Source organism: Mucilaginibacter ginsenosidivorax (assembly GCF_007971525.1).
GTDB classification, from domain to species: Bacteria; Bacteroidota; Bacteroidia; order Sphingobacteriales; family Sphingobacteriaceae; genus Mucilaginibacter; species Mucilaginibacter ginsenosidivorax.
Window position 1 is genome coordinate 1877496 of record NZ_CP042437.1, and the last position, 26096, is coordinate 1903591.

At 45.5% G+C, this 26096-nt stretch carries 27 protein-coding genes; 14 read left to right on the forward strand and 13 right to left on the reverse strand.

Annotated features, from left to right (window positions below; genetic code table 11):
* Window positions 1-5: 5 nt before the first annotated feature.
* On the reverse strand, window positions 6-902 hold the full coding sequence (locus FSB76_RS07925) for a LysR family transcriptional regulator (protein WP_147053063.1): 897 nt from the start codon (window positions 900-902) through the stop codon (window positions 6-8).
* 99 nt (window positions 903-1001) lie between these two features.
* Between FSB76_RS07925 and FSB76_RS07930 the strand changes: the two genes are divergently transcribed.
* The 4 genes from FSB76_RS07930 to FSB76_RS07945 all read left to right on the forward strand — a co-directional run bounded on the left by FSB76_RS07930 (window position 1002) and on the right by FSB76_RS07945 (window position 2800).
* The gene (locus FSB76_RS07930; protein ID WP_147053064.1) at window positions 1002-1640 is read left to right on the forward strand and encodes an NAD(P)H-dependent oxidoreductase; all 639 of its coding nucleotides are present in this window, start codon (window positions 1002-1004) and stop codon (window positions 1638-1640) included.
* Entirely contained in the window at window positions 1606-1896 is a 291-nt protein-coding gene (locus FSB76_RS07935) for a putative quinol monooxygenase (protein WP_147053065.1), read from the forward strand. Before FSB76_RS07930 ends, FSB76_RS07935 begins: the two co-directional genes overlap by 35 nt.
* Before the next feature lie 245 nt (window positions 1897-2141).
* Window positions 2142-2537, forward strand: a complete 396-nt coding sequence (locus tag FSB76_RS07940; RefSeq protein WP_147053066.1) for a DoxX family membrane protein — start codon at window positions 2142-2144, stop codon at window positions 2535-2537.
* Window positions 2538-2557: 20 nt separating this feature from the next.
* Entirely contained in the window at window positions 2558-2800 is a 243-nt protein-coding gene (locus FSB76_RS07945; protein WP_147053067.1) for a hypothetical protein, read from the forward strand.
* Window positions 2801-2843: 43 nt separating this feature from the next.
* On the opposite strand, the gene FSB76_RS07950 is transcribed toward FSB76_RS07945, so the two are convergent.
* From FSB76_RS07950 to FSB76_RS07965, 4 genes are all read right to left on the reverse strand, one after another.
* Window positions 2844-3167, reverse strand: coding sequence for a hypothetical protein (locus FSB76_RS07950; protein WP_147053068.1), 324 nt, complete (start codon window positions 3165-3167; stop codon window positions 2844-2846).
* Window positions 3168-3201: 34 nt separating this feature from the next.
* Window positions 3202-5388 (reverse strand): TonB-dependent receptor, encoded by a 2187-nt coding sequence (locus FSB76_RS07955; protein ID WP_147053069.1) that lies wholly within the window; start codon window positions 5386-5388, stop codon window positions 3202-3204.
* Window positions 5389-5557: 169 nt separating this feature from the next.
* The gene (locus FSB76_RS07960) at window positions 5558-5875 is read right to left on the reverse strand and encodes a hypothetical protein (RefSeq protein WP_147053070.1); all 318 of its coding nucleotides are present in this window, start codon (window positions 5873-5875) and stop codon (window positions 5558-5560) included.
* 141 nt (window positions 5876-6016) lie between these two features.
* Window positions 6017-6673, reverse strand: coding sequence for a hypothetical protein (locus FSB76_RS07965; RefSeq protein ID WP_147053071.1), 657 nt, complete (start codon window positions 6671-6673; stop codon window positions 6017-6019).
* Window positions 6674-7069: 396 nt separating this feature from the next.
* On the opposite strand from FSB76_RS07965, the gene FSB76_RS07970 reads away from it, so the two are divergent.
* Complete coding sequence (locus tag FSB76_RS07970) at window positions 7070-8239, forward strand: hypothetical protein (protein WP_147053072.1); 1170 nt, start codon at window positions 7070-7072, stop codon at window positions 8237-8239.
* A 563-nt stretch (window positions 8240-8802) separates the two neighbouring features.
* Here the strand turns inward: FSB76_RS07970 and FSB76_RS07975 are convergent.
* The 3 genes from FSB76_RS07975 to FSB76_RS07985 form a co-directional block, all read right to left on the reverse strand.
* Complete coding sequence (locus tag FSB76_RS07975; protein ID WP_147053073.1) at window positions 8803-10098, reverse strand: Ig-like domain-containing protein; 1296 nt, start codon at window positions 10096-10098, stop codon at window positions 8803-8805.
* Window positions 10099-10235: 137 nt separating this feature from the next.
* Entirely contained in the window at window positions 10236-12572 is a 2337-nt protein-coding gene (locus FSB76_RS07980) for a M1 family metallopeptidase (protein WP_158642861.1), read from the reverse strand.
* On the reverse strand, window positions 12569-13159 hold the full coding sequence (locus FSB76_RS07985; protein WP_147053074.1) for a HupE/UreJ family protein: 591 nt from the start codon (window positions 13157-13159) through the stop codon (window positions 12569-12571). The genes FSB76_RS07980 and FSB76_RS07985 overlap by 4 nt, the downstream gene beginning before the upstream one ends.
* Window positions 13160-13237: 78 nt before the next feature.
* Between FSB76_RS07985 and FSB76_RS07990 the strand changes: the two genes are divergently transcribed.
* Window positions 13238-13702, forward strand: a complete 465-nt coding sequence (locus tag FSB76_RS07990; RefSeq protein ID WP_225976447.1) for a DUF6702 family protein — start codon at window positions 13238-13240, stop codon at window positions 13700-13702.
* Window positions 13703-13886: 184 nt separating this feature from the next.
* Here FSB76_RS07990 and FSB76_RS07995 read toward each other — a convergent pair whose 3' ends face one another.
* Together FSB76_RS07995 and FSB76_RS08000 are read right to left on the reverse strand one after the other, a co-directional pair.
* Window positions 13887-14249, reverse strand: a complete 363-nt coding sequence (locus tag FSB76_RS07995; RefSeq protein WP_147053075.1) for a nuclear transport factor 2 family protein — start codon at window positions 14247-14249, stop codon at window positions 13887-13889.
* 443 nt (window positions 14250-14692) lie between these two features.
* Window positions 14693-15235 (reverse strand): 5' nucleotidase, NT5C type, encoded by a 543-nt coding sequence (locus FSB76_RS08000; RefSeq protein WP_147053076.1) that lies wholly within the window; start codon window positions 15233-15235, stop codon window positions 14693-14695.
* 91 nt (window positions 15236-15326) lie between these two features.
* On the opposite strand from FSB76_RS08000, the gene FSB76_RS08005 reads away from it, so the two are divergent.
* The 3 genes from FSB76_RS08005 to FSB76_RS08015 all read left to right on the forward strand — a co-directional run bounded on the left by FSB76_RS08005 (window position 15327) and on the right by FSB76_RS08015 (window position 18255).
* A complete protein-coding gene (locus tag FSB76_RS08005) occupies window positions 15327-16076 on the forward strand; it encodes a DeoR/GlpR family DNA-binding transcription regulator (RefSeq protein WP_147053077.1) in 750 nt (249 codons plus the stop codon).
* A gap of 6 nt (window positions 16077-16082) precedes the next feature.
* Window positions 16083-17252, forward strand: coding sequence for an MFS transporter (locus FSB76_RS08010; RefSeq protein WP_147053078.1), 1170 nt, complete (start codon window positions 16083-16085; stop codon window positions 17250-17252).
* Between the two features lie 529 nt (window positions 17253-17781).
* The gene (locus tag FSB76_RS08015) at window positions 17782-18255 is read left to right on the forward strand and encodes a M15 family metallopeptidase (protein ID WP_147053079.1); all 474 of its coding nucleotides are present in this window, start codon (window positions 17782-17784) and stop codon (window positions 18253-18255) included.
* Window positions 18256-18332: 77 nt separating this feature from the next.
* Here FSB76_RS08015 and FSB76_RS08020 read toward each other — a convergent pair whose 3' ends face one another.
* Window positions 18333-18716 (reverse strand): winged helix-turn-helix transcriptional regulator, encoded by a 384-nt coding sequence (locus FSB76_RS08020; RefSeq protein WP_147053080.1) that lies wholly within the window; start codon window positions 18714-18716, stop codon window positions 18333-18335.
* A 131-nt stretch (window positions 18717-18847) separates the two neighbouring features.
* Here FSB76_RS08020 and FSB76_RS08025 point away from each other — a divergent pair, with 131 nt between their 5' ends.
* The 4 genes from FSB76_RS08025 (at window position 18848) to FSB76_RS08040 (ending at window position 21756) form a co-directional block, all read left to right on the forward strand.
* Window positions 18848-19645: an SDR family NAD(P)-dependent oxidoreductase gene (locus FSB76_RS08025; protein WP_147053081.1), complete on the forward strand. Its 798-nt coding sequence runs from the start codon at window positions 18848-18850 to the stop codon at window positions 19643-19645.
* Between the two features lie 11 nt (window positions 19646-19656).
* On the forward strand, window positions 19657-20028 hold the full coding sequence (locus FSB76_RS08030; RefSeq protein ID WP_147053082.1) for a DoxX family protein: 372 nt from the start codon (window positions 19657-19659) through the stop codon (window positions 20026-20028).
* Window positions 20029-20323: 295 nt separating this feature from the next.
* Entirely contained in the window at window positions 20324-20623 is a 300-nt protein-coding gene (locus FSB76_RS08035; protein ID WP_147053083.1) for an ArsR/SmtB family transcription factor, read from the forward strand.
* 29 nt (window positions 20624-20652) lie between these two features.
* Window positions 20653-21756: an NADH:flavin oxidoreductase gene (locus tag FSB76_RS08040; protein ID WP_147053084.1), complete on the forward strand. Its 1104-nt coding sequence runs from the start codon at window positions 20653-20655 to the stop codon at window positions 21754-21756.
* A 166-nt stretch (window positions 21757-21922) separates the two neighbouring features.
* Here the strand turns inward: FSB76_RS08040 and FSB76_RS08045 are convergent, their stop codons facing one another.
* Window positions 21923-22327, reverse strand: a complete 405-nt coding sequence (locus FSB76_RS08045) for a winged helix-turn-helix transcriptional regulator (protein WP_147053085.1) — start codon at window positions 22325-22327, stop codon at window positions 21923-21925.
* 143 nt (window positions 22328-22470) lie between these two features.
* Between FSB76_RS08045 and FSB76_RS08050 the strand changes: the two genes are divergently transcribed.
* Complete coding sequence (locus FSB76_RS08050; protein WP_147053086.1) at window positions 22471-23073, forward strand: FMN-dependent NADH-azoreductase; 603 nt, start codon at window positions 22471-22473, stop codon at window positions 23071-23073.
* Between the two features lie 266 nt (window positions 23074-23339).
* Here FSB76_RS08050 and FSB76_RS08055 read toward each other — a convergent pair whose 3' ends face one another.
* The gene (locus FSB76_RS08055) at window positions 23340-25718 is read right to left on the reverse strand and encodes an ABC transporter permease (protein ID WP_147053087.1); all 2379 of its coding nucleotides are present in this window, start codon (window positions 25716-25718) and stop codon (window positions 23340-23342) included.
* Window positions 25719-26096: the final 378 nt, after the last annotated feature.

The window sequence follows — 26096 nt, forward strand, 5'->3', positions numbered from 1 at the left end:
TTTGTTTACACCATTTCGCGTTCAAAAATTTCCTGCACCATAGCTACTTCACGGGCATAGATTGATTTTTTGCGTGTGCCAAAGTACAGGGTATTTTCTATAATATTATAACCTTCCCAAAGCAGTTTAATGTTCCCCAGGTCGCGCTCGGTTTTTGATAAAAAATCGGGGATTACGGCAATACCCTTGCCACCGCTAAGGCAGCGGATGATGGAACCCATGTTGGGCACTATAAAATTGGGTTTAAAATCGGGGCGTTTACCAAAATTGGTGTGCCAGAAACGCCGTAGGTGCTCCATATCGCCCGACGAGCCATACCAGGTTTGGGCCTTTAACCAATCCTGTATTTTGGGCAAATCTTTTGTTTTGAGTAACTTGTTAAATTCTTCCACATCGGTTTGCGGGCCGGCAAGTACTACAATCCGCTCTTTAAAAAACGGTTTATATTCCAAAGCCTTATAATCACCTTTTTGAGGGGTGATGATCATATCCAGGATACCGCTATCCAAATCGGCCAGCATCTGAGGATAATCCCCAAATTTAATGATCACGTTAAAGGGTAGCGTGGGCAGGTACGATTCCAGTGTAAACTGAAAAGTTTCAAAACACATGCCTATACTGATGGTAGGCACATCTTTTTCGGTACTTTTATGAAAATGCCGTTCGGCTTCCTCTAACTTACAAATCGACTCCTGTATATAGTTATACAATATCTTAGCCCGCTCGGTTGATACCATTTTGCGCGATGAGCGATCAAACAGTTTGTAGCCCACATAACTTTCAAGCGAGCTTAAATGCAGGCTTACCCCGGGCTGCGAAATAAACAAAGATTCGGCCGCGCCGGTTAACGAACCTGTTTCATATATCGCCTTAAACGTACGGAACCATTCTAAATTCACCATAACCAATCATCATAATTATAATACAAATATATAACTTATGTTATTTTAATTATAGTAAACAGCACTGTAATTTTGATGCCAGTTAAAACGAGATAAAAAATGAAAAATATATTTGTTATAAATGGCGGGCAGATCTTCGCCCATTCGGGCGGCCAGTTCAATAAAACATTGCTGGATACGACTGTAAAATATTTTGAGGAAAACCCTGATTTTGAAGTGCGGTCCACGGATATCAACAACGCTTATGACCCAGCACAGGAGGCCGAAAACTACAAATGGGCCGACGTAATTATTTACCATACGCCGGTTTGGTGGTTTCAATTGCCTTATGGTTTTAAAAAGTATATTGATGAGGTTTTTACAGCTGGCTATCAAAATGGTATTTACCGCAGCGATGGCCGCACGGCCGAAAACCCCGGCATTAACTATGGTACCGGCGGCTTAATGCATGGCAAAAAATACCTGCTAACCACCTCATGGAACGCCCCTTTAACAGCCTTTACCCTGCCTGGCGAATTTTTTAATGAGCACAGCGTTGATGAAGGCCCGTTGTTTGGCTTTCACCGCATGAATGCCTTTACCGGTATGGAACCGTTAGAAAGCATGCATTTTTATGATGTGATGAAAAACGCTAACATTGCAACCAACCTGCAAAATTACCAGGAGCATTTAAACAAGCTATTTATCAAAAACCACAACAACCATGAAAGTGTACTTAACAGCCTTAGTGAAGTGTAAACCGAGTAATACCGGCGAGCTAAAAGGTTACCTTGAGCAGCTGGTAGCAGCATCAAACCAAGAGGAAGCCTGCCTGCAATATGAGCTATACCAATCAACAGATGATGATACCCAGTTTATTTTCCACGAAACATGGACCAGCCAGGAAGGTTTGGATGTACATAACCAGCAACCGCACATCAAAAAATTTGTAGCACAAGCCGGCCCGATACTTGATGGCGGAGTTACGATTTATAAAACCAACAGGGTAGCTTAAGCAGCCCGTATTGTATACATAAAAGCCCGGCTTTGCTCGGGCTTTTGCATTTTCCGGGAATGTAGCAGATGTATTGAATTGGCGGCATTTAAGTCATTTTGGCTTACTGTAATTGTAAACCCGAGAAGCAGTTTAATATTGCTACAAATGCAAGTAACCTGTAGGTTAGTTAATTAGCCGGGTGACAATTTGGTATTGCCGCTTAAATTAGCAAACTTAGTGTTTAAACATTACGCTAACACATTATGAAAATTGCAGTATTAATTGCCCGCATATTGCTGGGCCTGGTATTCGTGGTATTTGGTCTTAATTTCTTTTTCCATTTTATCCCGATGACTGGCCAACCACCAATGCCACCTAAAGCCCAGGCTTTCAGCGGCGGGTTATTTGGCTCGGGTTACTTTTTTCAGTACATGAAAGTTATCGAGATTGTTGGCGGCCTCTTTTTACTCATTAACCGGTACACCGCCTTGTTTGTACTTGTACTTTTCCCTATTTCGTTAAATATCTTTCTTTTTCATACCCTGCTGGCACCTGCCGGTATGCCAATTGGGTTGGCAGTTGTTATCTTGAACCTGTTTTTAGGCATTGCTTATTTTAAATATTACAAAAGTATTTTTACAGCAACACCAACATTGTAAACTTTTTAAGCATAACAAAAATGCCCCGGCCAAGGCCGGGGCATTTTTGTTATTTGCTACACTTCCGTGTGCATTCGCCCGATGCTTTGCAGGCTTTGCCACAGGTATCCAAACAGTTTGGTTTGGTACATGATTTAGCACACTTGTTGCATTGGTTCATTTTGGTATTGCAGCAAGGTGTATTGGCAAATGATATATTGCAAATAGTAAAAAGCATCAGCGTTGTGATGAAAAGAATTTTTTTCATGATTTTGAATAATTAATGTTTAATAAAAAAATACGTTCTGAAAAAGGCAGATGATTTTATTAAACTTTTGGCGGGTTCCAGCAGGTGATGGAATAATCAGATAAATCGCCCACACGATATGGCGTCACATCTTTGGCATTAAAAGTGGCAGCTATGGCTGCAACAGTAACTGGCTCCGTTTTTACAAAGCAGCAAGTGCCGCATGATAACATGGTAGCGCACATCCCGCCATCGCAGGCTTTTTTTGAATTGTGCCCGCAAGGAGCAGCGGCCATTTTGTGGCAGCAATCTTTTTTGGGCATATTAGCAACAGCCATCACCCTTGCCGGAATAACGGAAAGGAGCAGCAAACAAATTAACATAACAAAAGAAATTGCTTTCATTGGCTTTTTAAACGACTACCGCCACAAATTATTATTACAACCTAATCTTTATTCCGCCGTTAATAACAAAACCATCTAACGGCACATAAATATCCTTAAATACCGGGTTGGTAATACTCCCGGTATAAATGGCGTCGAATTTGGTTTGCCGCGTATCGGTCAGGTTTTCAAAGTTGATAAATAGCGAAAAACGTTCCCATATCTTCTCGGCCATCAGCCCGGTTGTCCAGTAGCCCCTGCCGGTGGTGCCGTCATTTAAACGTTGCTGACTAAAATAATAAGCTTCCAAACCAATTTTCAACTTATTCTCCAGCTCATAAACCAGCACATTATTAAGCCGGTGTTTGGATACCAAAGGATATGTAGTAATGTTGTTGCCTGTATGCTGTGTTACATCTGCCAGTGTGTAACCTATAAAAAGCTTAAAATCGGCATAGGTTAGCTTTACATTGGTTTCCAATCCCTTTGTGTTCAGGTCGCCGCGGGGTTGCTGGTATTGCAGGTTGCCATCCGGCAGCGAGGCAAGCAAGATGGGTTTCTCTATCCGGGTATAAAAAAACAATTGATTGATGCTAAAGCTCACCTTATCATCAAATAAACCGGTACGGTAATTCAGGTCATAACTGGCGCCGTATGAGCGCTCGGCTGTGGTGTTTTTAACATCAATAGGCAGCACGTTCCTAAACTGAATGCGTTCGGCATCCTCGGTAAATACCGTAGGCGCTTTATAACCAAGCCCGCCCCCTAAACGTGTAGAAAAATGGGAGTTGATCTTCAGCAAAGCCGATATACGGGGCAGTATAAAAAAGCCATACCTGTTGTGATAGTCACCGCGCAAGCCACTTTCAATCGTCAGCTTTTCGGTAGCATCCCAGGTGTTTTGTATAAAACCGCCAATGGTATTGTAACTGTAGTCCCGGAGTGCGAAACTGCTGTTCTTATCCTCGCTGAATTTTTCTGAAAGATAATTTAGCCCGGCAACCCAATCAAACCTTTCGCTTTTACGCGAATAAGTGGCCTCGCTATAGGTGGAAAACTGCAGGCCCGAAAAGCGATAGTCCGGCAGGTTAATAGCCCTGTCAAAATAGCTTACGCTGTTTTTAACCACCAGTTTTTCTTTATCGCTTAGGTTGCGGTCAAGCTCCAGCTGGGTGCTGTACCTGCCCGTCTTGTTTTTTTCAAAATAACTATGCTGCGCATTACCGTCGCCTTCAATATAATGCAGGTCGCCCCCTATGCGGTTTTCAATAGTGCTGTTGATGCCGGTTATCAGCGTGGTTTTATCATCAAGATAAAAAAACAATTTGGGATTGAGTGTAAAACGATTGTACTTAGGGATGGCCGTTAAATCAATGTGGGCCGGGTCATAAGCTGTGCCGTGATTATAGGCCGCAAATATAGTGGCGCCTACCTTTTTAAACTTCTGTGAATAAAAGCCGCTGGCATCCAAACCCAGGGCCGATGTGCCGTTTAACAGGAAGTTGAGTTGCCTTTGATCTGTTGGGGTTTTAGATATTAAGTTAACCAGGCCCGCTATGGCGCCACCACCATACAGTGTTGACGACGAACCTTTAATAACTTCCACCTGTTTTAAATCGAGCGGAGCTATCTGCAGCAAACCCAAACCGCCCGAAAATCCGGAGTACAGCGGGAAACCATCCCGTATAATTTGTGTGTACTTACCATCGAGCCCCTGGATGCGAATACTGGAGTTATTGCTGGTAGCCGATGTTTGCTGTGTTTGTATGCCCGTGCTTTCGGCCAGCATCATCCTGATATCGCCTGGTTTCATATTGGCTTTTTCGTCAAGTTCTTCGCCCGATATCACCTCCACCCGGGTAGGTATATTGGCAATGGTGCGGCTGCTTCGGGTTGATGAAACGGTAACCTCGCCCAGCTCCTCGCCATCACCTTCTCCTTTAGGTTGTAACAAGATGGTCATTGGCTCTGTTTGTGTAAACGGGAATGTTAAAGTATCCAGCCGGGTTTCATAACCTATATAACTAAAGCGGATAACCTGTTTACCGGCGGGTATATTGGTTAATACAATAAGGCCTGCGGCATCGGCAGTAGCCCCTTTATTAATGCCTTGTAGTAATGCTGTTGCACCAATAAGGGTTTCGTTAGTTTTGGCGTCTTTAATAATTGCCTTAAACGTATCCTGGGCATACGCCGTAGCAGTATATAAAAGTGCTGTAAAAAACACTATAATTTTTTTCATAAATATTATAATTAGTATAAACGTTTGGCCTCACCTAAATCCTCTCCAAAGGAGAGGACTTTGCCTGCGCGGCATTTAAAATTTATTTTCTTTGAATCCTCTCCTTTGGAGAGGGCAGGGTGAGGCCTAATACAAATAACCAGCTGCTTAGCTGTAATGGTAGGTTGTATTAACTTATCTGGGGTGGTTGCCAGATGGAAAGGGCAACATCTTCAGGGTATGGGCGATGATAAGCAATAACATGTTTAACATGTGTTTCGGGCAGTAAAAACGGACTGTGACCAACCGCTTTTGCAACAATAAACCCGGTGCATGCGCCACACGCAAAAAATGGCGAACAACCCTGGCAATCTTTTTCTTTGGATGATGATTTGGACGGGGTGCTTTTTTCGACCTTATTTTTAGTGCCACAATCATTATCGGCACAACAAGGCTTGGCTGTAAGCAGCAGCACAACAATGGCCGATAGGTAGCAAAGGAATTTCACAGGGGCAAAGGTATAAGATTTAGGGTAAAAAGTTCTATAGTTAATAAACGTTTGCAGAACAATACCGTGTTAAGCTGCCTCGTAGAGACTACCTTTTTGCAGATCACGAATAAAAAACTGAAAAACCAGTAACGCTCTTTATCAGTCCTCTTTTAGCAATTCAATAGCTTCGTCGTACTGCTTTAGCAGGCCTGGCGCCCTATCAACCGCCCAGGCGTGGTAATTATCTTTTATTAACATGAGCGTAGCATGGGCGTTGGGCGTTTTACGCGCTTGCGGATCAAACATCACTTTGGCTACTTCATCTTCTACCTTCATAATCCGGGCCTGCTCGTCATAAATGCGGGTAAGCAGGGCGGCTTGCTTAAATGTTATCTTCGAAAGAATGTTGTGCCCTTTGGCCACATCCCAGGCAACATTATCAAGGTAACGGTATAAAACCCCGGCAGGGGCAATATAATTTAAATGAAACTCATCGTTAGCTACCATCCTGGCCTGCAATTTTGGATCGACCAAAGCCGAATCTATCGATTTCAAAACCTTCTGGTCATAAGCGTATTGCTCAACCGTAAATTGTTTGTTTTTAATCAACTCGGCTCTGATGTTGTTTACCAGTTCCTGGGTTTCTTTCTTTTCGTGCCGGCTATTAATAAATTCGGTTAAAAACAATCCCAAAAACACGCTGAACACAATCAACAGCGATTCGCCTACATACTCTTTCCAGTCGCGTACGGTGTAAATCTCCAGTTTCTCGCCATCGTGTTTGGGTACAATTTTGTTTTTAGCATGCTGTGGCATAGGGCTTTATTTGGTGAAGACAATATAAGAAAAAAATAAAACGAGAACCGGCATTAATGGTTATTAAAATATTAAGGGGACATCATCAAAGAGCTAATGATAGCATTCCCTGCGGGTCGCGCTCATACGCGCACAAGGCCTTAGGCGCGGGCCGGTATCCGCTACTATCGCTAATGCATTTGTCTGAATCAGAATTGAGCGAATTTTTAGAATTTGTCGAATCGCTTTTTAAATTCTGTTAATTCTAAAATTCTGCCAATCCTGATTCAGACAATTATTCTGTTAATTCTTTAATTCGATAAATTCCGGTTCAGACAAGAGAATCCGGCAATTTATAAGTATCTTTTGGCCTTTATCGCGCTTTTCACCGCGATACTGTTGGCCCCGATGGAGTTTATGAAACAACGCACGTGTATTAAGGAGATAGCAGAAGCTGCCAACCGCAGTTTCGAGTGGGAAGTGCACAATTTTTTGCGCGCATGGGTACATAACCACGAGGATAAAACGCTGCTGCAGTTTGATCAGCCATTAGATGAGTATTTAGCAAATGACGCACTGCGCGATTTGTTTTTGAATACGCGGCATCCTATACAGCAATTATTAACCAACCGTTCCATAGCCTGCCACCTGGGCCGGCGTGCAGGGGCTGTTTATTTCGACCCGATAACCGGCGACCCTTTATTGGCACCCACAGAACAGCGCATTTATAACCTTGCCCGCCGGATGGACAGCGAACGCATGCATGTACCTTTCCGCTCGGTTCATCCCAATAAGCAGACCGAGGCAGGCGATACCGCGGATATCAGCACCTATCCCGAGGGATCGGAAGAAATCCGGTATAACAGCGGCAATCATTTTAGCAGCCGCCCGGCAAACGGAAACGTGTTTGATGAACATAGCAGGCACTGCAGGGCAAAGTCGGCAGCTAACCTGCACGTACTTTTTAAACGCGGTTTTTTGGAAGACCGTTTACAGGATATAAAAGAACTTGCAGCCCAAATGCATGACGCTGGCGAAACCCAGCTTCAATTTTTTGTCATCTACAGCAGGCATTCGCCCGAAGAGGGTCATTTTGGAACATCGCTGGTGATCATGGATCCTGCAAACCCCGATTTCCCACGCCGTGTGATGGTTTGTGATACCCTGCTTAAAGACCTCCCCCATCACCCGCGCTGGTGGAACCATTTTATTGCAGAATATTCGCACGTATTTGGCGACGCGATAGCCGAGATAGTGGAAGACCTTTCGCACCCCTTACAAAAAGTAAATATCAAAGGCGATAACCCCTACCGCCACGATTGGGACTGCCCCTACTACGCCACCAGCATGGCCGACGCCCTGGCCGACCTGGTAAAAAACAATCCGGAACTCCTGTTAAACGGTATTGCAGCTGATGTACACGATGCCATGAAAACCATAATGCGGGATTACTACCAACCCAATAATGAAATTAAAACCAGGGCCGATATCCAGTTGGTTAACCGTTTAAAACGGTGGAAAAGCGGACGGGAATTGATTAAGGAATTGGTGAGCGAAGTGAGCAGGAAATCGTCGTATGAGTTGTAGGGGATAAGGACTGTAAAAAAATGTCATTGCGAGGAGCAAGCAATCGCTTATAATGACATACTTGTAAGTTATTGCCTCGCAATATCGAATACCCGTCATTGCGAGGTACGAAGCAATCTCCGACATGCTAAGTCCCACATAGTTCGGGATTGCTTTGTGCCTCAATGACGGTACTATAGGACATTAATTTAACTATATTTCGTTGCACGTCATAACATTTTTTTCAGGCTTACCTGATGGTTACTCACAATTACGACAGTTAACTATATCCGTAGCACCTTATCACCATGTTTGTTTTGGTTTATCTGATGGCCACTCGACATTGTTTAGAGGCGCACAAAAAAAGCCCCCCAACTCATCATTGAGGCTTAATTATATTAATTCATTTTCCTCGCATCCTGCATTAGATTCCCTCCCGATGAGCCCCCTTGGTAAAGCCTGCTGTTTAAACAGTCCAAACCTCGATGGGGCGTAATCCCTTCAGCCTGCGGTCGGTGCTATCGGGCTGTATATAATAGGTCATCCGCTGTGCGGGCTGTAAAAGGTTCCTCTAAAAAAGGATTCTACTTTACTTTAAAATGCACAGTATATGGTAGCAGCGGATAACCTGCTTTGGACTTGAACGATTTGTCGGTAATTACAAAATCATAAGTTTTACCGGATTGTAAAGCTAATTTGAGCTTAAATGATTTACGATCTTCTGTAAAGCCTGCTACACCAGAAATGGGGAAATGCTCTTTACCGCCTTCACCAAAATCAATAGAATACCCCTCACCCATTGGTTCCGAAAAATTTATGGAGAGTTCTGTCAGTGTCGGCGAAACATCTTCCTGTCCGTTTATTTCGGGTGTTAGCCCGGCTACCCGCGGCTGCATCTTTTCAAATTTCTTTAACAGCTCCTGTTTATCAATGGGGCCCGTATAGTATCCGGATTGTGTAAGGAAGTCTGTAACTTGCTGTTCATTGGTGTAATCCAATTCAATAATCTCTTTTATTGCCTGTTTTTTGTTTGCATGATGCCCGTAATAAGCCTGGCAAATGTTATAACCCACAAAGTACCCCAAATCTGCATGGGGATTGTTGGAACCGTTATATAACCAGTTACCTGTTGCGCCGCTAAACATTTCAATCAGAAATTTTTCTTTGAGCTCCTGCTCATGCCCCCGTCCGTAAATCATGTAAGCATTATTGTTTTTCTTACGGGTTACCAGTTCGGCAATAAAGTCGGCAGCCCCTTCTGTAATTACCTGCGCAAGCAAAAGTTGCCCGTCACCACCCTTTTGTTGTGTGTGCACGTATTCATGAACATTAAGGGCAACCAGATTTGACGGCTGTTGATTTTTGAATACGTTCTTTAACCAGTCATTCAATTCCGAAGCGTCGGTATTTTTGTCGGCTGTAGCAATTTCTGCACCAACAAGCACCATATCATCAGTAGTGGTACCGCCCGAGCGCAGGCCGCCAATGGTAAAGTACATTTTAGCCGGGCGCATTTCGGGATATAGCTTCCGAAAGTTTTCGATACTGCTGGTAATGGCAGGTACCTGATTTTTGATACTCAGGGTATTACTTCTGATACTTTTCCAAAACTTAGGATACTTATTAATTAATGTAGTCCACAACTTTGCATTATAGTTTCGGGCTTTCATAAAGGCATTTAACCCTGGCGTGGCCTTATCCACATAAAGGCGTTGGATAAAATCCATTTGCTTTGCTGTATCGCTGGTGGTTGCAACACTATCATATGCTAACCAAAACCTGTCAATGTCGGATGTGTAAACGATCTTGAAATCGCGCTTTTGAGCTTTAATTAACAGGGGAAAACAAAGAGTGATGGCCAGCAGATAAATATGTTTCATAATAGCTTATAGACCGATCTTTTTTTTATTACGTTACAAGTATTCAAAATTATTTTATCCAGCCCGTTATTGGTGTTACCAGGCTGTACTACTCACAAAAACAAAGCCCCCAACTCATCATCGGGGGCTTTATTATATCAATTCGTTTTCCTGGCATCCTGCATCGGGTTACTGCCCGATGTGGCTCCCCGTGGTAAAACCTGTTGTTTAAACAGTTCAAACCTTGTTGGGGCGTATTCGCGGGGCCAGCTGTTGTTGGCTTCGTCAATGTCGGCGGTTTCGCGGTATGGGTCAAGCTTAATTGATTTTACTTCTTTGGCTTTGGCAAATACCTTGCTTACCTTAAACTCGTTTTTGCGCCAGATGTAGGCCGGCAGTTTATCAACTTCTTTGGTGCCGTCGGTGTAAGTCCACTCAATGATGATTGGGCTTACCAGGCCGCCTTTGTTGCTGAAGGTAAGTTCGTAAAAATTGGTTTTGCTATCGTAAAACTTCTTTTCATCGGGGCTTAAACCGGCATACATATCCTGGTAAGCTTTAGCGGTTAAAGGTGTTGGGGCAAAGCGGTCCCATTTGCTGTAAAAATCCTGTAGCGAGGTATCGGCTTCTACGGTAGTTTGCATACCGGCCGCTTTGTTGCGGGTGGTACTGATGTTTTCCATATTATGGTCGTACGCGGCACGGTCGGTAGCGCCTTCAAGGGCAGGGTTTTTACTGTTTAATTTATAGTATTTTACGCTATCAAGCGATACGTCGACCGGTTCGGTTCCGTAAAACCATCCGCGCCAAAACCAATCCAGGTCAACAGCGGATGCATCTTCCATGGTGCGGAACAAATCCTCGGGTGTCGGGTGTTTAAAGGCCCAGCGTTTGGCGTATGTTTTAAAGGCATAATCAAACAGCTCGCGTCCCATTACGGTCTCGCGCAGTACGTTAAGCGCGGTAGCCGGTTTGGCGTATGCGTTGGGGCCAAACATGATAATGTTTTCGGAGTTGGTCATGATAGGCTCCAGCTGGTTCTTGGGCATTTTCATGTAATCAACAATTTTGTAGGCCGGACCGCGTGATGACGGGTATTTTGAATCCCATTCCTGCTCGGTAAGGTACTGTACAAAGGTGTTCAGGCCTTCGTCCATCCAGGTCCACTGGCGCTCGTCGGAGTTCACAATCATCGGGAAAAAGTTGTGGCCAACCTCGTGGATAATTACGCCTATCATCCCGTTTTTGGTAGCCTCGCTGTAAGTGCCATCTTTTTCGGCACGGCCGTAGTTAAAGCAAATCATCGGGTACTCCATACCGTTTGCCGCCTCAACAGAGATAGCAACCGGGTAAGGGTACGGGATGGTATGTTTTGAATAAGTTTTTATAGTATGCGCAACAACCTTGGTTGAGTATTTACTGTAAAGCGGGTAAGCCTCGGGGCCATAGTATGACATGGCCATGGCTTTGCGGCCGCCCTCAATCTGGGCGCTCATGGCATCCCAAACTATCCGGCGTGATGATACCCATGCAAAATCGCGCACGTTTTCGGCATGGAAACTCCATGTTTTGCGCGCTGCTGCATGGCCTTTCATGGCGTTTTTAACTTCATCCAAGGTAACTATCTGCACGGGCGTGGTAGCCGTTTGTGCCTTGTTCCAGCGGCTTAGCTGCGCAGCAGTAAGGTTTTGGGCATAGTTGGAGCACTGGCCGGTACCGCCTACCAAATGATCGGCAGGTACGTTAATGTTCACTTTAAAATCGCCAAAGGTTAAGGCAAACTCACCGCTGCCCAAAAACTGTTTGTTTTGCCATCCCTGGAAATCGCTGTAAACAGCCATTCTTGGGTACCACTGCGTCATGGTGTACAGGTAGTTGTTATCCTCGGCAAAGTACTCGTACCCGCCGCGGCCGCCAATGGTCATCCTGTCGGATATATTGTACCACCAGTTAATTTTAAACTTAAATTTTGCGCCCGGTGCCAAAGTAGCTGGCAATTCAATACGCATCATGGTTTCGTTAATAGTATAAGCAAGGGCGCCGCCATTGGCATCCTTTACGCTCTCGATGTGGTTACCCAAATCAAGGTTATGGCCCATAACGCCTTGCAGCTGGCGCATGGTCATCTTGCCCTGCATTTTGCTTTCGGCAGTGGTAAAGCTTTCGGCATCCTTCATGTGCTGGTTTTCATCCAGCTGAACCCACAGGTAGGTAAGCGCATCGGGCGAGTTGTTGCTGTAGGTAATAGTTTCCGATCCATCCAAACGCTGCTTATCATCGTTAAGGGTGGCGTTAATTTCGTAATCGGCTTTTTGCTGCCAATACTTAGGGCCGGGCGCGCCCGATGCCGAGCGATAGCTGTTTGGGGTACTTAGCATGGTGCCCAGCTGCTCAAAACGGTTACCGTGATTGGAGCCGGGGTTGTTGTCGTGTTGTGCCCATGATGCCGAGGCCATCAGCAGGCACGAAAATAGGGCAGGGTAAAATTTATTCATCTGAATTTAATTAGGAAAAAACGTTCGATACACATGATAAAAGCAATTCCAAATATAGCCGACGACAGGAACATCGTCCAGTCGCGCTGCGGTGTTTTGGCAAATTTGACGAGCAGGAAAGAGATAAGTAACGCAGATATTACAATTAATACCTGCCCAAACTCCAGCCCAAGGTTAAAAGCAAACAACTCGGCAGTGATATTAGTGCTGCTGCCCAGCAAACTTTTTAAGTAGTTTGAAAAGCCCATACCATGGATAAGGCCGAAAAATAAGGCCAGTGCGTAGTTAAGCCGCATAGTGCCTGTTGTGCGCCTTTTATTAAGCACATTAACCAAACTTGTAAATACTATGGTAACAGGAATTAAAAACTCAATAAGCGAAGTATTGATATGAATAACATTTAACACACTTAAAGCCAGCGTGATAGAATGACCTATGGTAAAGGCAGTAACCAGTACCAGCACCTTGCGCCAGTCGGCCAGCAGGTAGGTACCGCAAAGCACGGTAACAAATAAAATATGGTCGTACCCCTCCCAGTTACAGATGTGTTGCCATCCTAACTGGAAGTATAATGAAAAGTCAGTCATTGAGCTAATTCGCAATTGCCAATAAAAATAACGTTTTTTGTCGAAAATAAAACACCCGGACGAGAGATGTTACAGTTGATGATGATAAGCCTGTTCAGCTTATTCCACCCCTTTTTTGTAAGTGTTACCGAAATTACCCACAACGCCAAAACCCAAAGCGTTGAGGTAAGCTGCCGCATTTTTTACGACGACCTGGAGCGCACCATAGAAAAGCAATACAAAACCCCGGTTGATATTGTGCACCCCAAAGACAAGGCGAAGCTGAACGAGATGCTGAACGACTACATTAAAAAGCACCTGGTAATAAAAGCCGGTAATAAAGTTATTGCCCTAACCTACCTGGGCTACGAGATACAGGAAGATGGCGCCTGGGTTTACTTTGAAGCCAAAGGCATCAGCAAACCCAAAAAGATTGATGTGCACGACGATTTGCTTTATACCGAACACCCCCAGCAAATAAACATGCTGCACGTAACAGTAGGCGGCGAACGTAAGAGCGATAAGCTGGATAACCCTGATAGTGAGGCGGGGTTTACTTTTTAATGTGCAGATTTCAAATTTCAGATGTGCAGATGTTTTTTAATCATAGCAAAAGCCACCTGTCATGCTGAGGTACGAAGCATCTATTCGCAAACTGTGCGCGTACTTTGTAAGGCGTAGAATAGATGCTTCGTACCTCAGCATGACAGTATTTAATGGCTTGTAAAATTGTTATGCAACCGCGTCCCTACTGCAACGGCGGAAAAAAGCTCACCAACCTTGCTATTTTCCCGTCTTCATCAAATTCAATATAATCTGTACCGCCCTTGGTTTCTTTACCGGGGATGTCAACCGTCCAGGTATATAAAGCCACGTTATGGTGGTGCTCGGGCAGGGTGTGTACGTGAAAGATGCGGCCTGGCGCTAACTGGTGCGAGCCTACGCACAATGCGGCAATGCCGTCAACCCCGGTTACATTTTCATAGTTAGGATCGGTGTAAATAGCATGGGCGGCCCAGCATTTGGCAAATGCCGCTTTAATGTCGTCCTCGCCTTGTACGTTCCATGAGGCTACGTATTGCTTAATGGTTTCTTCTGGTGATGTTTTCATTTGTATTACGTTTTAATGTGATACAAAGGAACCGAGACATAGCCGCAATAAAATTAAAGTAGTTTAATAAATGAAAAAATGGGGCGCTTTATTTTACTATTGTCATGCTGAGTGGTAAAATTTCGCGAAATTCTGAAGGGAGAATGACATTCAAAAATAAAAGACTGTCATCCTGAGGAACGAAGGATCTATTCGCGAACTTTTTTGGCGGTTATGCATGGCGTAGAATAGATCCTTCGCTATCGCTCAGGATGACAGAAAAAGAAACATGTCATGGGTAGGCACGAAGCATCTATTTGCGAACTTTTCCTTCGGTTATGCATAGTTGGCAGATCCTTCGTTCATCAGGATGACAGGAAAACCGGATATTTCATGAACAACGAGAGGCATAATTTTATATTATTAAGCCTCCTCCAAACCAATTTACAAAACTGTCTTGATTCTTAATTCTTGACTTTTGCAGCTCTTTCCCCCTCCAACAACTCCAGCACCTCAGCCCAGCTATTAACCCTTTGGTGGTGATGCAGGTTGGTATTATGGAAAGCATCAAACATAATGGGCTTGCCGTGGCAGTAGTCCAGGTTTTTGCAGTGGTCGTCAATTAAAAAGTCGGTTTTGATGATGCTTTTATCGCCGCAAAAAACAATGTTTCTCCAGTGGATGAACGGGAAGTGCTCGGCCAGCCACTCGTACTTTTCGGGAAGCGACAACGGGAACTCCATGGCGGCCGATACAATATACACCTCAAAATCCTCCATCAGCGACTTTACCGCTTCAACCGCTCCTTCCATCAGCGGCAGCGTGCGGAAAAAACCGGGTTTATTTACCATCCCGTGGCCTTTGCCTTTAAAAGCGTCGTACTCGGTCATGCCTGCAATATCCTGCCGGGTTAGCCTTATGCCGGTTTCCTGTTCATAGTAGTCAAAAAAATGGGGCTCGGTATCGGCCATTACGCCATCCATGTCAATTGCTATTGTTTTTTTCATCTGGTTTGCAATATTTTTCTGCAAATAAAATCATTTTCTGCAATATTTTGCAAATTTTATTTTTAAATTTGCAACAAATTGCAATTAAGCTATGATTAAGGACGAACGCTTAGAACAAATACTGGCGCATGTGGCAAGGCAGCGCAGCGTATCACTTACCGACCTCAGCAACGCGCTCAATGTATCAGAAGATACCATCCGCCGCGATATCAAGATCCTGTCGGACCAGGGCCTGCTGAAAGCCGTTCGTGGTGGGGCTGTGGCGCATTCGCCTACGCCGCGGCACTTCCGGGCAAGGGAAAAGCACGATATGGCGCAAAAACGTATTGTAGCTTCAAAGGCTTTACAATTCATAAAAGACGGGCAGGTAATTTTCCTCGATGGTGGTACCTCCATCCAGGCCCTGGCCGAGTTGATCCCTGCCGATATGAAGATCACGGTAGTTACCCACAGCTTCCCTGTAGTAAGCGTACTGGAAGATCATCCCACCGCCGAAGTGATATTTGCCGGCGGCCGGCTTTGTAAAACCGCTTTTACCACTATAGGATATGAAACCATCCAGACTTTCAAAAACTTTCGCGCAGACTTATGCCTGATGAGCGTTTGCAGCATTCACCCCACCATGGGCCTAACTACCGTAAACCACGATGAAGCACAGGTAAAACGCACCATGATGGAAATGGCCGGCCAAACCATCGCCCTATCCACCATCGATAAATTAAATACCGCCGAATCGTACTACATCAGCCCGGCTACAGCTATAGATATTATTGTTACCGATGCCGAAGCAAGCGACGATAGACTAACCGCTTACAAGCAAGCAGGCATCACCATAATTTAACCCTCATTGAAAAAGAATTTAATTCCCCTTACCCTTGGCGGCCTTGGTATAGGCACCACCGAATTTGTAATGATGGGCCTGTTACCCGATATAGCCAAAGATTTCAGGGTGAGCATCCCCGTGGCCGGGCATCTCATCTCGGCCTATGCGCTTGGCGTGGTTATCGGCGCACCTTTGCTGGTAGCCATCAGCAGCAACTATCCGCCTAAAAAAATACTGATTGCCTTAATGGTTATGTTCACGGTTTTCAATGCATTCTCCGCGTTCGCGCCCGATCATAATGCTTTGTTTATCGCCCGGTTGTTATCCGGTTTGCCGCATGGCGCGTTCTTTGGTGTAGGCTCGGTAGTGGCAAGCCGCCTGGCCGAGAAGGGAAAACAGGCACAGGCCATATCGGTCATGTTTGCCGGCTTAACCATCGCCAACCTGCTAAGCGTTCCGTTAGGTACCTACATTGGCCACCATTATTCGTGGCGCTACACGTTTGGACTTATCGCTTTTATAGGGCTAATGGCGCTGTTATTCATCCAGCTGTGGCTTCCGGCTTTACCTGTAAACCGCGCGGGTGATATCAAATCAGAAATGGGCTTTTTTAAAACCCGCGAGGCCTGGCTTATTTTGCTCATCACCGCCATTGGCACCGGCGGCCTGTTTTGCTGGATCAGTTATATAGCCCCGCTCATGACCGATGTAAGTCATTTTTCAAAAGATACCGTACCACTTGTACTCATTATTGCCGGCCTGGGCATGGTAATAGGCAACATATTAGGCGGTAAACTGGCAGATTGGGTTGCCCCTGTAAAGGCTTGTTTAATACTACTCATCAGCATGGCTGTGGCGCTCATCACCATCTATTTTGTATCTGGCAACCAGGTACTGTCGCTCATCATGACGTTTATAACCGGCAGCTTGTCTATGGCCATCGGCTCACCTATCCAAATCCTCATGATCCGTACGGCCAAAGGTGCCGAAATGCTTGGTGCAGCAGCCACACAAGCCGCCTTTAACACCGGCAACGCTTTAGGCGCGTTTCTTGGCGGCCTGCCAATTGCCATGGGTTATGGTTTTACCTCGCCCGAGTTGGTAGGCGTTGTAATGGCGGTAACCGGGGCATTGTTTGCCGTAGTGCTCTTTAAAAGGCAGGCATCGGTGAAAAGAGAGCTTGAGATGGTGTGATAGCTTTATATAATATGGGCGTTGCCTGCGGCCAGGCCATTCGTTCATACTGCACAGGCATTAGGCACGGCCGGCCCGCGATGCCAGCGCAAGGCCGGTACCCACTTTTGTCCTTAACGCGCAGCTGCGGGGAGCCGGGGGCACATCACCTGTAAATTATTTTGCCGAAATGCTATTGTTTGCTGAAATATATTTCGTTAACTTTATGCAAACCAATACTTTATCAAAGATGAGTCCATTTGTAATTTCACTCACAGATATTTCCAAAACTCAATATTTATTTTCGAGGCATAAATATACCCGAACGTGTACTACTACCGTGGCGACATCGACCGGAGGCGGCAATGGGCTGGCCATTAGGTAGTTTTTACAAAACCATCTTTTTCACGATCACAAAATAACTATCGGCGGTAAATTACAAATGAGACAGGGCGCAATGTGCATTAACATTCATTAGCCGGACAGCGGCCGGCAACACCACCACCGCCGGTGAAATTCATTTAAACCAAGTAAATAAACCAACAAATTAATGGAACCAATAAAAAGTTATTCATTCGGCGCAGCGAGCCAAAAAGCCCTCGTGGGGGTACATCCTGATTTAGTTAAGGTTTTAACCACCGCTATTACCAATAGCCCGATAGATTTTTCGATCAATGAAGGCGTTAGATCATTGGCTACCCAGCAAAAATATTACACATGGGGGCGTACCGTTATAAACCCCAACACAGGCCCTTTACCGGGTAAACCGTTTGGTGATACAAATGCCGATGGCGTGGTGCATAAATCAAACCATCAAATAAAAGCAGATGGTTACGGGCACGCAGTTGATTTGTACCCATACATTAATGGTAAAATTGATTTCGGAGCCGGAGCAGCACTTGTAACTATTGCTAACCACATTAAACAAGTTGCCCAAAACCTGGGGATTGCAATTACCTGGGGCGGCGATTGGAAACCACCGGTTGCACCGGTTGATAAACCTCACTTTCAATTGAAGCAATAAACCATCGCCATAGGTTTAAACTTTGAGTGATTGAGGAATTTCACTTCAACAAGCAGCCTTTAATAATCTCCGCTTATTTATCGCGGCACCGGCTGGCCGTAATGCTCCCTTGAAGCTTTTATGGCCGGCATACTTTTGTTGGCCCAGTCATACAAAGTCATGAGTGGCGGCACCAGGCTTTCGCCAAGCGCTGTCAAAGTATATTCCACTTTTGGTGGTATTTGCGGGTACATTTTGCGCGATACCAAACCATCGGCCTCCAGCGTTTTTAAAGTAACAGTCAGCATTTTTTGGGAAATATTATCAATCAGCTGGTGTAATTCATTAAATCGCAGGGTATCATGGTCTGATAACATGATCACTGTTAGCATCGACCATTTATCGCCTATCCGGGCAAGCACATCTTTAATGGGGCAGTCGTCACGGTCCCCTTCACATTTTTTTAAATTTTCTTTTTTCATATCCTGCTCATTTACAGCAATAGTTACTTTACCGTAAGCTACTGATTTACAAGTACCTTCTTGTTTAATAAAGTAAGCTCCTTTACTTTTGACTTACTAATAGTAAGTTAATACACAAAGGTAACAAAATCATGGATTTAAAATTAAAAGGAAAAAGAGCACTTATAACAGGCTCAAGCGCGGGATTAGGAGAAGCCATAGCCCGGTTGCTGGCGGCAGAGGGTGCGCAGGTAACGGTACACGGCCGTAATGAAGCGCGAAGCAAATCAGTTGCCGAAAGCATAATGGAAACCGGCGGGCTGGCGGATTACATAACCGGCGACCTATCTACAGATGAGGGAGCCGACAAGGTGGCGCAGGCAGTTTTAGCAGGCGGCCAGGTTGATATTTTGGTTAACAACGTGGGCACCTACCAACCGCAACCCTGGTTAAACGCTACAGTGCAAAATTGGAACGACACGTACAACAATAACGTATTATCCTACGTGCGCATGATACACCGCCTGCTGCCGCAAATGAAAACACTGGGCTGGGGGCGCATCATCCAAATCGGTTCGTCGGTAGCCATACAGCCAATGACTATGCAGCCGGATTATAGCGCATCTGCAGCTGCCAGGCATAACCTCAGCGTATCGCTGGCACGTGAACTAAAAGGCACGGGCATTACCTCCAACACGGTTTCGCCAGGCGCAATGCTGGTTGATACCACCAGGAACATGCTACTGCAAATGGCCCAACATAATCAATGGGGCAGCAGCTGGGCCGAAATTGAAAAAAACGCCGTAGCACAATTTACCCCCAATGATACCGAACGTCTTGGCCGCCCAGAAGAAATAGCAGGCGCCGTTGCCTACCTGGCAAGCCCGTACGCCAATTACATCAGCGGAGCAGTTATCCGCGTTGATGGTGGTTTGGTTCTATCACTTTAAACCGCACCACCATGAATAAAAAAACAGTTAACATCACAGGTTGGATACTTACGGGCCTGGTCGTATTTATGCTGGCGGCCTCTGCAATTGATAAGATCCGCGGCAGCCAGCATGCTTTACAAATGACGGCGTCTTTCGGTATCTCGCCAGACATTTATCAACTCCTTGGGGTTATCGAGTTCTTGTCGGTTATCCTTTTCGCCGTACCGCGAACGGGATTGTTGGGCCTGCTGCTGCTGTCGGCATATTTAGGAGGTGCAATAGCTACGCATTTACAGCACCACCAAAATATCGGTTTCCCAATGGCAATTGAAGCCATTGTTTGGATAACTGCCGTAATCCGGTTTCCCGAGCTGCATAAACGGATAATGGGGATAACATAACCGCCTACATGTCGCTTAAGCACGGGCTCTGTTTTACCTTATCAATAAAGGGCCTGTGCTTAATGAAGTTTCCTGATAAATAATACGCCAGCTTAATAACCTGTCAAGCTATAAAACACCTGAGGTAAAGATGCCTCATAGCTACCCTCCCCCGTCGGTTGGCCAAACACAAAATCACTTATTTAAGGATGCCTTCCCCTATAAAAGTCTTCCACTCGCAACTTCCACTATCAAGCCAATGTCATCTCTCTACTATTAATTGACATATCGGGAAAAGTCGATATATCTTTGTGCCATGGATCAGTTAGAGATATTTAAGGCGCTGTCAAACAAAACCCGGCTGCAAATTTTGCAATGGCTTAAAGAGCCCGAGCTTAATTTCCCCTCCCAGCAGGAATATGGATTTGCCAATGGCGTTTGCGTAGGCCAAATTCAGGCTAAGGCCGGGCTTACACAATCTACCGTATCAGAATACCTGGCATTAATGCAGCGTACCGGGCTTGTTACGGCCACCCGTGTTGGGCAGTGGACTTACTACAAACGCAATGAAGAAGCCTTTGCTGCCTTAAGTAAACTGGTACAATCGGAGTTATAATTAAGCATTTACAAAACACAAACTATAGCATGAGCACTAATAACACCTTGTTCAGGCCATTTAGCCTGAAATCGTTAAATATCAAAAACCGCATCGTAATGGCGCCTATGACGCGTTCATTCTCGCCAAACGGTGTACCCACAGCCGATGTTGCAGCTTATTACCGCAAACGCGCTGAAGGTGAAGTGGGGTTAATTTTATCAGAAGGTACGGTTATTAACCGGGTATCCTCATCAAACGATGCCAACATCCCCCACTTTTACGGTACCGAAGCTTTGGCCGGCTGGCAAAATGTAATTAACGGTGTGCATGCCGCCGGCGGCGCTATGGGCCCGCAAATTTGGCATATGGGCATTATGGATAACCACCACTCGGGCTGGGTACCGTCGCAGCCATTTGAGGGGCCGTCGGGCTTAAACAGGCCGGGCAATACCAATGGCAACACCATGACCGATGCTGATATTGCCGATACCATTGCCGCATTTGGCCGCGCTGCCGCTGATGCCAAAAGATTAGGCTTTGACTGTGTTGAAATTCATGGCGCGCACGGTTACCTCATCGACCAGTTTTTTTGGGATGGTACTAACCAGCGTACCGATATTTATGGCGGAAAAACCCTGCCCGAGCGCAGCCGTTTTGCCGTTGAAGTAATTAAAGAGGTAAGGAAACAGGTTGGCGAGGATTTTGCCATCATCATCCGCCTTTCGCAATGGAAACCTGCCGACTATAACAACCTGCTTGCCAAAACCCCACAGGAATTAGAAGCATGGTTAAACCCGATGGCCGATGCGGGTGTGGATATTTTCCATTGCTCACAACGCCGTTTCTGGGAGACCGATTTTGAAGGTTCGGATTTAAACTTTGCCGGCTGGGCCAAAAAAGTAACGGGCAAAGCAACCATTACCGTTGGTTCTGTTGGTTTAGATGGTGAGTTTTTGGCGGCCTTCGGTGGTGCAAGTTCAAATCCAAGCTCGTTAGATGAATTACTACGCCGCATGAACCGTGGCGATTTTGACCTGGTAGCCGTTGGCCGCCCCCTATTGGCCGACCCACATTGGGTACAAAAAATACGCGACAACCGCACCGAACAGCTGAAAGGTTTTAGCAAAGAGGCTTTGGCGCAATTGGTATAAACACCGGTTAACCTGGTTTTATAAAACGGGCTATCCTTTGGGTAGCCCGTTTTTGTTTTATACCCTATAATATTCAGATAGCACGAATCCGTGCTTTTCTTAGTTCCTCGCAAACATGCTGAACAGGAGAAGTTCTACCAGGCACAAAAGGCATTTTAGTTGCCTCTTAATTTAGAATTGACTGTTTTTGCACCATGGCTTGTTTCCGCATGCTTTGCTTTACTTTTTCGCGGTGTTGCTCGCCCCAGGCGCTTAGTTCGGCTAAAACATTTTTTAAGGTGCGGCTGTAAGCGGTTGCTTCATAAATAATGCTTACCGGGGTGCTGGGATATACATTGCGCGTGATAAAATCATTCAGCTCCAGGTCTTTTAGTTCATTGGCTAATACTTTGGATGATATGCCGGTAATTTCGTGCTGAATTTCTTTAAAACGCTTGGGCGATTGTACCAGGGAAAGTATCAAAGGCAGCTTCCATTTTCCATTTAAAACGTACAGGGCGTCGAGCACGTTTTTAAGCGAGTGCGCACATTCCGCCTTGCCCGGAATACCCTCATTTTTAATCACTTTCATACATGCAAAGATAATCACTTACCTGGATGTAACCGCTTACCTTTGGGTAACTACTCACTTTTTGCCACCTGGTAACCATAGTTTTGCTTTCGATAATCCGGGAGGAAAAACCTTCCCGTGTAAAATACAAAAGCAAATTTATTATGAAACATATCCTTCATTTAAAATCAAGCATCCAGGGTGCATCGTCGTATAGTATTAAGCTGGGTAACGCTATCGTCAGCAAAATTCAGGACAAATATCCGGGCAGCACGCTGGAAGAATTAAACCTGGCAGACATCGGGATTCCGCACTTAAACGCTGCCGCACTCCGTACATTTTTTATTCCCAAAGATCAGCTGACGCCGGAAGACAAAGCATCCATCCGCCTGTCTGATGAGCTGGTTAAACAATTATTTGCTGCAGATATCATGGTTATTGGCGCCCCGCTGATTAATTATACCATCCACTCGGCCCTAAAGGCCTGGATTGATCATGTCACCAGGCCCGGTGTTACTTTTGGGTATGGAGAAAATGGCCCTATCGGAATGGTAACCGGGAAAAAAGTTTATGTGGCCATGTCTTCCGGCGGTGTTTACTCAGACGGGCCGGGACAAGCCAACGACTTTGTGGCCCCCTACTTAAAAGCGTTCCTTGGTTTTTTGGGGATGACAGACCTGACAGTGTTCCGTGCCGAAGGATTAAAAGTTCCCGGTGTGAAGGAACACGCTATGGAGCAGGCGCTTGACAGTATAAAAATTGATTAGCCACTTTAGGTAACCTTAAGAACTTTACAAGCACTACAGCCATATCAACAACTGAAATGATTTACCAAAGCGGTTGATGCAGCCGGCGTAACAAAGAGGAGACTTGTGAAGTTTCTAAAACTTCGCAAGTCCTTAATCTTCCCAAAAGCTCCCTCCCCGCATTAGCGATTGCAGTGGATACCGGCCCGGCGCATAACGCCCCGTGCGCGTATGAACGAAAAGCGCGGCCCCGCCTCTACCGGCGGGGAAATGCCCATACTGCTCGCCTACTCCGCTTTCAAATTCCTCACCGGATTGGCGATTGCTGCTTTAACAGACTGAAAACTAATAGTAACCAACGCGATAAACATAGCTGCAAGGCCCGATGAAACAAACACCCAAACCGGGATATTGATGCGGTAGGCAAAATTATTGAGCCAGTTGTGCATCAGCAGCCAGGATATAGGCGATGCGATGAACAGGGCAATTACAATAAGCCGGATAAAATCATGCGATAAAAGCAGGGTGATGTTCATTACCGAGGCGCCTAATACCTTGCGTACGCTGATCTCTTTTTTGCGCTGGGCTATGTTATAAGCCGACAGGCCCAACAGCCCAAGGCAGGAGATAACGATGGCCACAACGGCAAAGCAAATGAACAGCTTGCCAAAACGTTCCTGGGCTATGTACTGCTGGTTGTAGGCTTCATCGGCAAAAAAGTATACCAGCGGCACATCGGGCAGTATTTTTTTCCAGGTGGCTTCCAGTTGATGTACTGTCGACCGTACATCTGCCGATGTGATATCAATAGTGATATTGGTTAAATGGCTTGAATCTACCCGTACGGTTAAGGGTTGCACGGTTTCTAAAAAGGCATGGTTATGAAAATCCCTGATCACGCCAACAATCTCGCCGGTATGGTTAAGCTGTTTAAAATGTTTACCAATAGCATCTTCGGGCTTTTTGAAGCCCAGGCTTTTTAACATGGCCTGGTTAATGAGCATGGCTTTCATCGAATCGAGGGCTAAGTTTTTTTGAAACCCGCGCCCGGCAACCAGGGCGATATGGTATTGTTTCAGGAACACATCGTCGATAAAATAAACATCGGGCCGTTGCTGTTGCTTTTCGCCTTTGCTGTTTTCAATCATGGTATTAAACTGATTGTTTGACGTGCCGGGAATAGACGACGACAGGCTGACCATACCAACGCCCGGGATTGCCGCAAGTTGCTGCCTTATCCCATCGGTATGCTGGTTAATGCTGTTGCTAAACTGGTAATCAATCACCAGCTTATGATCTTTTTGAAAACCCAGCTGCTGGTTTTGCATAAAGTTAAGCTGCATATACACAATGGTAGTAGCCAGGATGAGGAATATAGAAATACAAAACTGCGCCACCACCAATGACCGGCGCAACATAAGCCCGGTACCCGATGAGCCCGTTTTGCCTTTAAGGCTGCTAATGGGTTTAAAGCCCGATAAAAACAAAGCCGGGTACGCACCGGATACTATGCCTACCCCAACAGCCAGCGCCAGCAGCCATAATATATGCTGCACATTGTGAAAAATACCATCGGCTATAATAGTACCCGTTAGCTGGTTAAATAAGGGTAATAACAACGATGCAAACAGCAGGGCTATAATAAATGCAATTAAACAAAGGATTACAGCATCCATAAAAAATTGCAGCATCAGCTGGTATTTTGATGCGCCAAGCACTTTACGCACGCCAATTTCTTTGGCCCTTTGCAACGAGAACGCGGTAGTAAGGTTAATAAAATTAAAACAGGCAATAAACAGTACCAGCAGCGCTATGATAGATATGATATACACGTTGGTGATACTGCCACTGGCCGATGTGCCGGTGCGGTGCCCCCGTGGTTTGCCATACAAATAAACCTTTTTTAATGGCTCGATAGATAGCTGGTACTTAAAATCGGTTTGATCCATATTGGCTTTTACCATGGCCGGGAACTTGGCCTGCAAAGCTGCCGCCGATGCACCGGGCTGTAATAACAGATAGGTGTAAAAGCCAAAACGGGTCCAATGATTCCAGTTTTCATCAACCAGGGTCGAAATAGAAAAAAGAACATCCACCCGCAGGTGCGAGTTATACGGGATATCCTTCATAATGCCGGTTACCCTGCATTTGGCTTTGCCGTTAATGAGCATGGTTTGGCCCATCGGGTCGGCGTTGCCGAAGTATTTTTTGGCGGCGGTTTCGGATAGTACCACATCGCAGGGGGCATTAAACAGGTGGCCGATGTCGCCCCGCAGCAGCGGCCACGAAAATATTTTAAAGGCCGACGAATCGGCGTAGGCTACTTCTTCCTTTACCGCGTTGTCGGGGTTGCTTTGCAAAATCATATCGTCCATAAACACCCTGGCCATATCTTTCACCTCGGGGAAGGCGGCTTTTATAGCCGGCCCCATCGGGGTTGATGCACTTTCGTAATTAATACCTACCGGCGTTTTCACATCGGTTACCAGGCGGTAAATATTATCGGCCTTATCATTATAACCGTCACGGTTTAATTCAAAATGCACATACAACAATGCGAAAAAACAAACGCAAATGCCTGTAGCCAGGCCGGTGATATTGATGAGGGAGAAAACCTTGTTCTTCCACAGGTATCGCAAAGTGGTTTTGAAGTAGTTTTTTAGCATGGTAGGTAGGTGTTGTAAACCCTAAAATAGGGTTATTTTTTTAAAAGAAGGCATGCGGAGGGGTGACTCCCCGGATTTTAAAAGAGGAAATGTTGTATATCGCATGTCGGCGAAGACTCACCCGGCGAGGCTGCGCCGGCGTTCAAAGCCAATGTTTATATAACACCTAACTTGTCATCGGTAAGCACGAAGTAATCTTCGACCCGTTTTCGCCCGAAGCTCCCCCTGCCGACACTTTGGGGAAAACGATGGCTTGTTTGATTTAGATAAATGATTTCAATACCTAAAACTCAATAGGCTGTTTGTTTAACTTTGTGATGGCCGGATGCAACGTGTTTATCGGGATAAGGTATACCACCGGTTTCAAAGTGGGGGCCG

What these genes read in the sequence shown, in the direction of transcription:
- FSB76_RS08030 (WP_147053082.1), top strand. Translation starts at nt 19,657, where the DNA reads ATGAATAAAAAAACAGTTAACATCACAGGTTGGATACTTACGGGCCTG.
- FSB76_RS07955 (WP_147053069.1), bottom strand. Translation starts at nt 5,388, where the DNA reads ATGAAAAAAATTATAGTGTTTTTTACAGCACTTTTATATACTGCTACG.
- FSB76_RS08025 (WP_147053081.1), top strand. Translation starts at nt 18,848, where the DNA reads ATGGATTTAAAATTAAAAGGAAAAAGAGCACTTATAACAGGCTCAAGC.
- FSB76_RS08015 (WP_147053079.1), top strand. Translation starts at nt 17,782, where the DNA reads ATGGAACCAATAAAAAGTTATTCATTCGGCGCAGCGAGCCAAAAAGCC.
- FSB76_RS08000 (WP_147053076.1), bottom strand. Translation starts at nt 15,235, where the DNA reads ATGAAAAAAACAATAGCAATTGACATGGATGGCGTAATGGCCGATACC.
- FSB76_RS07930 (WP_147053064.1), top strand. Translation starts at nt 1,002, where the DNA reads ATGAAAAATATATTTGTTATAAATGGCGGGCAGATCTTCGCCCATTCG.
- FSB76_RS08040 (WP_147053084.1), top strand. Translation starts at nt 20,653, where the DNA reads ATGAGCACTAATAACACCTTGTTCAGGCCATTTAGCCTGAAATCGTTA.
- FSB76_RS08055 (WP_147053087.1), bottom strand. Translation starts at nt 25,718, where the DNA reads ATGCTAAAAAACTACTTCAAAACCACTTTGCGATACCTGTGGAAGAAC.
- FSB76_RS08035 (WP_147053083.1), top strand. Translation starts at nt 20,324, where the DNA reads ATGGATCAGTTAGAGATATTTAAGGCGCTGTCAAACAAAACCCGGCTG.
- FSB76_RS07975 (WP_147053073.1), bottom strand. Translation starts at nt 10,098, where the DNA reads ATGAAACATATTTATCTGCTGGCCATCACTCTTTGTTTTCCCCTGTTA.
- FSB76_RS07925 (WP_147053063.1), bottom strand. Translation starts at nt 902, where the DNA reads ATGGTGAATTTAGAATGGTTCCGTACGTTTAAGGCGATATATGAAACA.
- FSB76_RS07995 (WP_147053075.1), bottom strand. Translation starts at nt 14,249, where the DNA reads ATGAAAACATCACCAGAAGAAACCATTAAGCAATACGTAGCCTCATGG.
- FSB76_RS08005 (WP_147053077.1), top strand. Translation starts at nt 15,327, where the DNA reads ATGATTAAGGACGAACGCTTAGAACAAATACTGGCGCATGTGGCAAGG.
- FSB76_RS07945 (WP_147053067.1), top strand. Translation starts at nt 2,558, where the DNA reads ATGCCCCGGCCAAGGCCGGGGCATTTTTGTTATTTGCTACACTTCCGT.
- FSB76_RS07940 (WP_147053066.1), top strand. Translation starts at nt 2,142, where the DNA reads ATGAAAATTGCAGTATTAATTGCCCGCATATTGCTGGGCCTGGTATTC.
- FSB76_RS08050 (WP_147053086.1), top strand. Translation starts at nt 22,471, where the DNA reads ATGAAACATATCCTTCATTTAAAATCAAGCATCCAGGGTGCATCGTCG.
- FSB76_RS07990 (WP_225976447.1), top strand. Translation starts at nt 13,238, where the DNA reads ATGATGATAAGCCTGTTCAGCTTATTCCACCCCTTTTTTGTAAGTGTT.
- FSB76_RS07985 (WP_147053074.1), bottom strand. Translation starts at nt 13,159, where the DNA reads ATGACTGACTTTTCATTATACTTCCAGTTAGGATGGCAACACATCTGT.
- FSB76_RS08045 (WP_147053085.1), bottom strand. Translation starts at nt 22,327, where the DNA reads ATGAAAGTGATTAAAAATGAGGGTATTCCGGGCAAGGCGGAATGTGCG.
- FSB76_RS08020 (WP_147053080.1), bottom strand. Translation starts at nt 18,716, where the DNA reads ATGAAAAAAGAAAATTTAAAAAAATGTGAAGGGGACCGTGACGACTGC.
- FSB76_RS07965 (WP_147053071.1), bottom strand. Translation starts at nt 6,673, where the DNA reads ATGCCACAGCATGCTAAAAACAAAATTGTACCCAAACACGATGGCGAG.
- FSB76_RS07950 (WP_147053068.1), bottom strand. Translation starts at nt 3,167, where the DNA reads ATGAAAGCAATTTCTTTTGTTATGTTAATTTGTTTGCTGCTCCTTTCC.
- FSB76_RS07980 (WP_158642861.1), bottom strand. Translation starts at nt 12,572, where the DNA reads ATGAATAAATTTTACCCTGCCCTATTTTCGTGCCTGCTGATGGCCTCG.
- FSB76_RS07935 (WP_147053065.1), top strand. Translation starts at nt 1,606, where the DNA reads ATGAAAGTGTACTTAACAGCCTTAGTGAAGTGTAAACCGAGTAATACC.
- FSB76_RS07970 (WP_147053072.1), top strand. Translation starts at nt 7,070, where the DNA reads ATGAAACAACGCACGTGTATTAAGGAGATAGCAGAAGCTGCCAACCGC.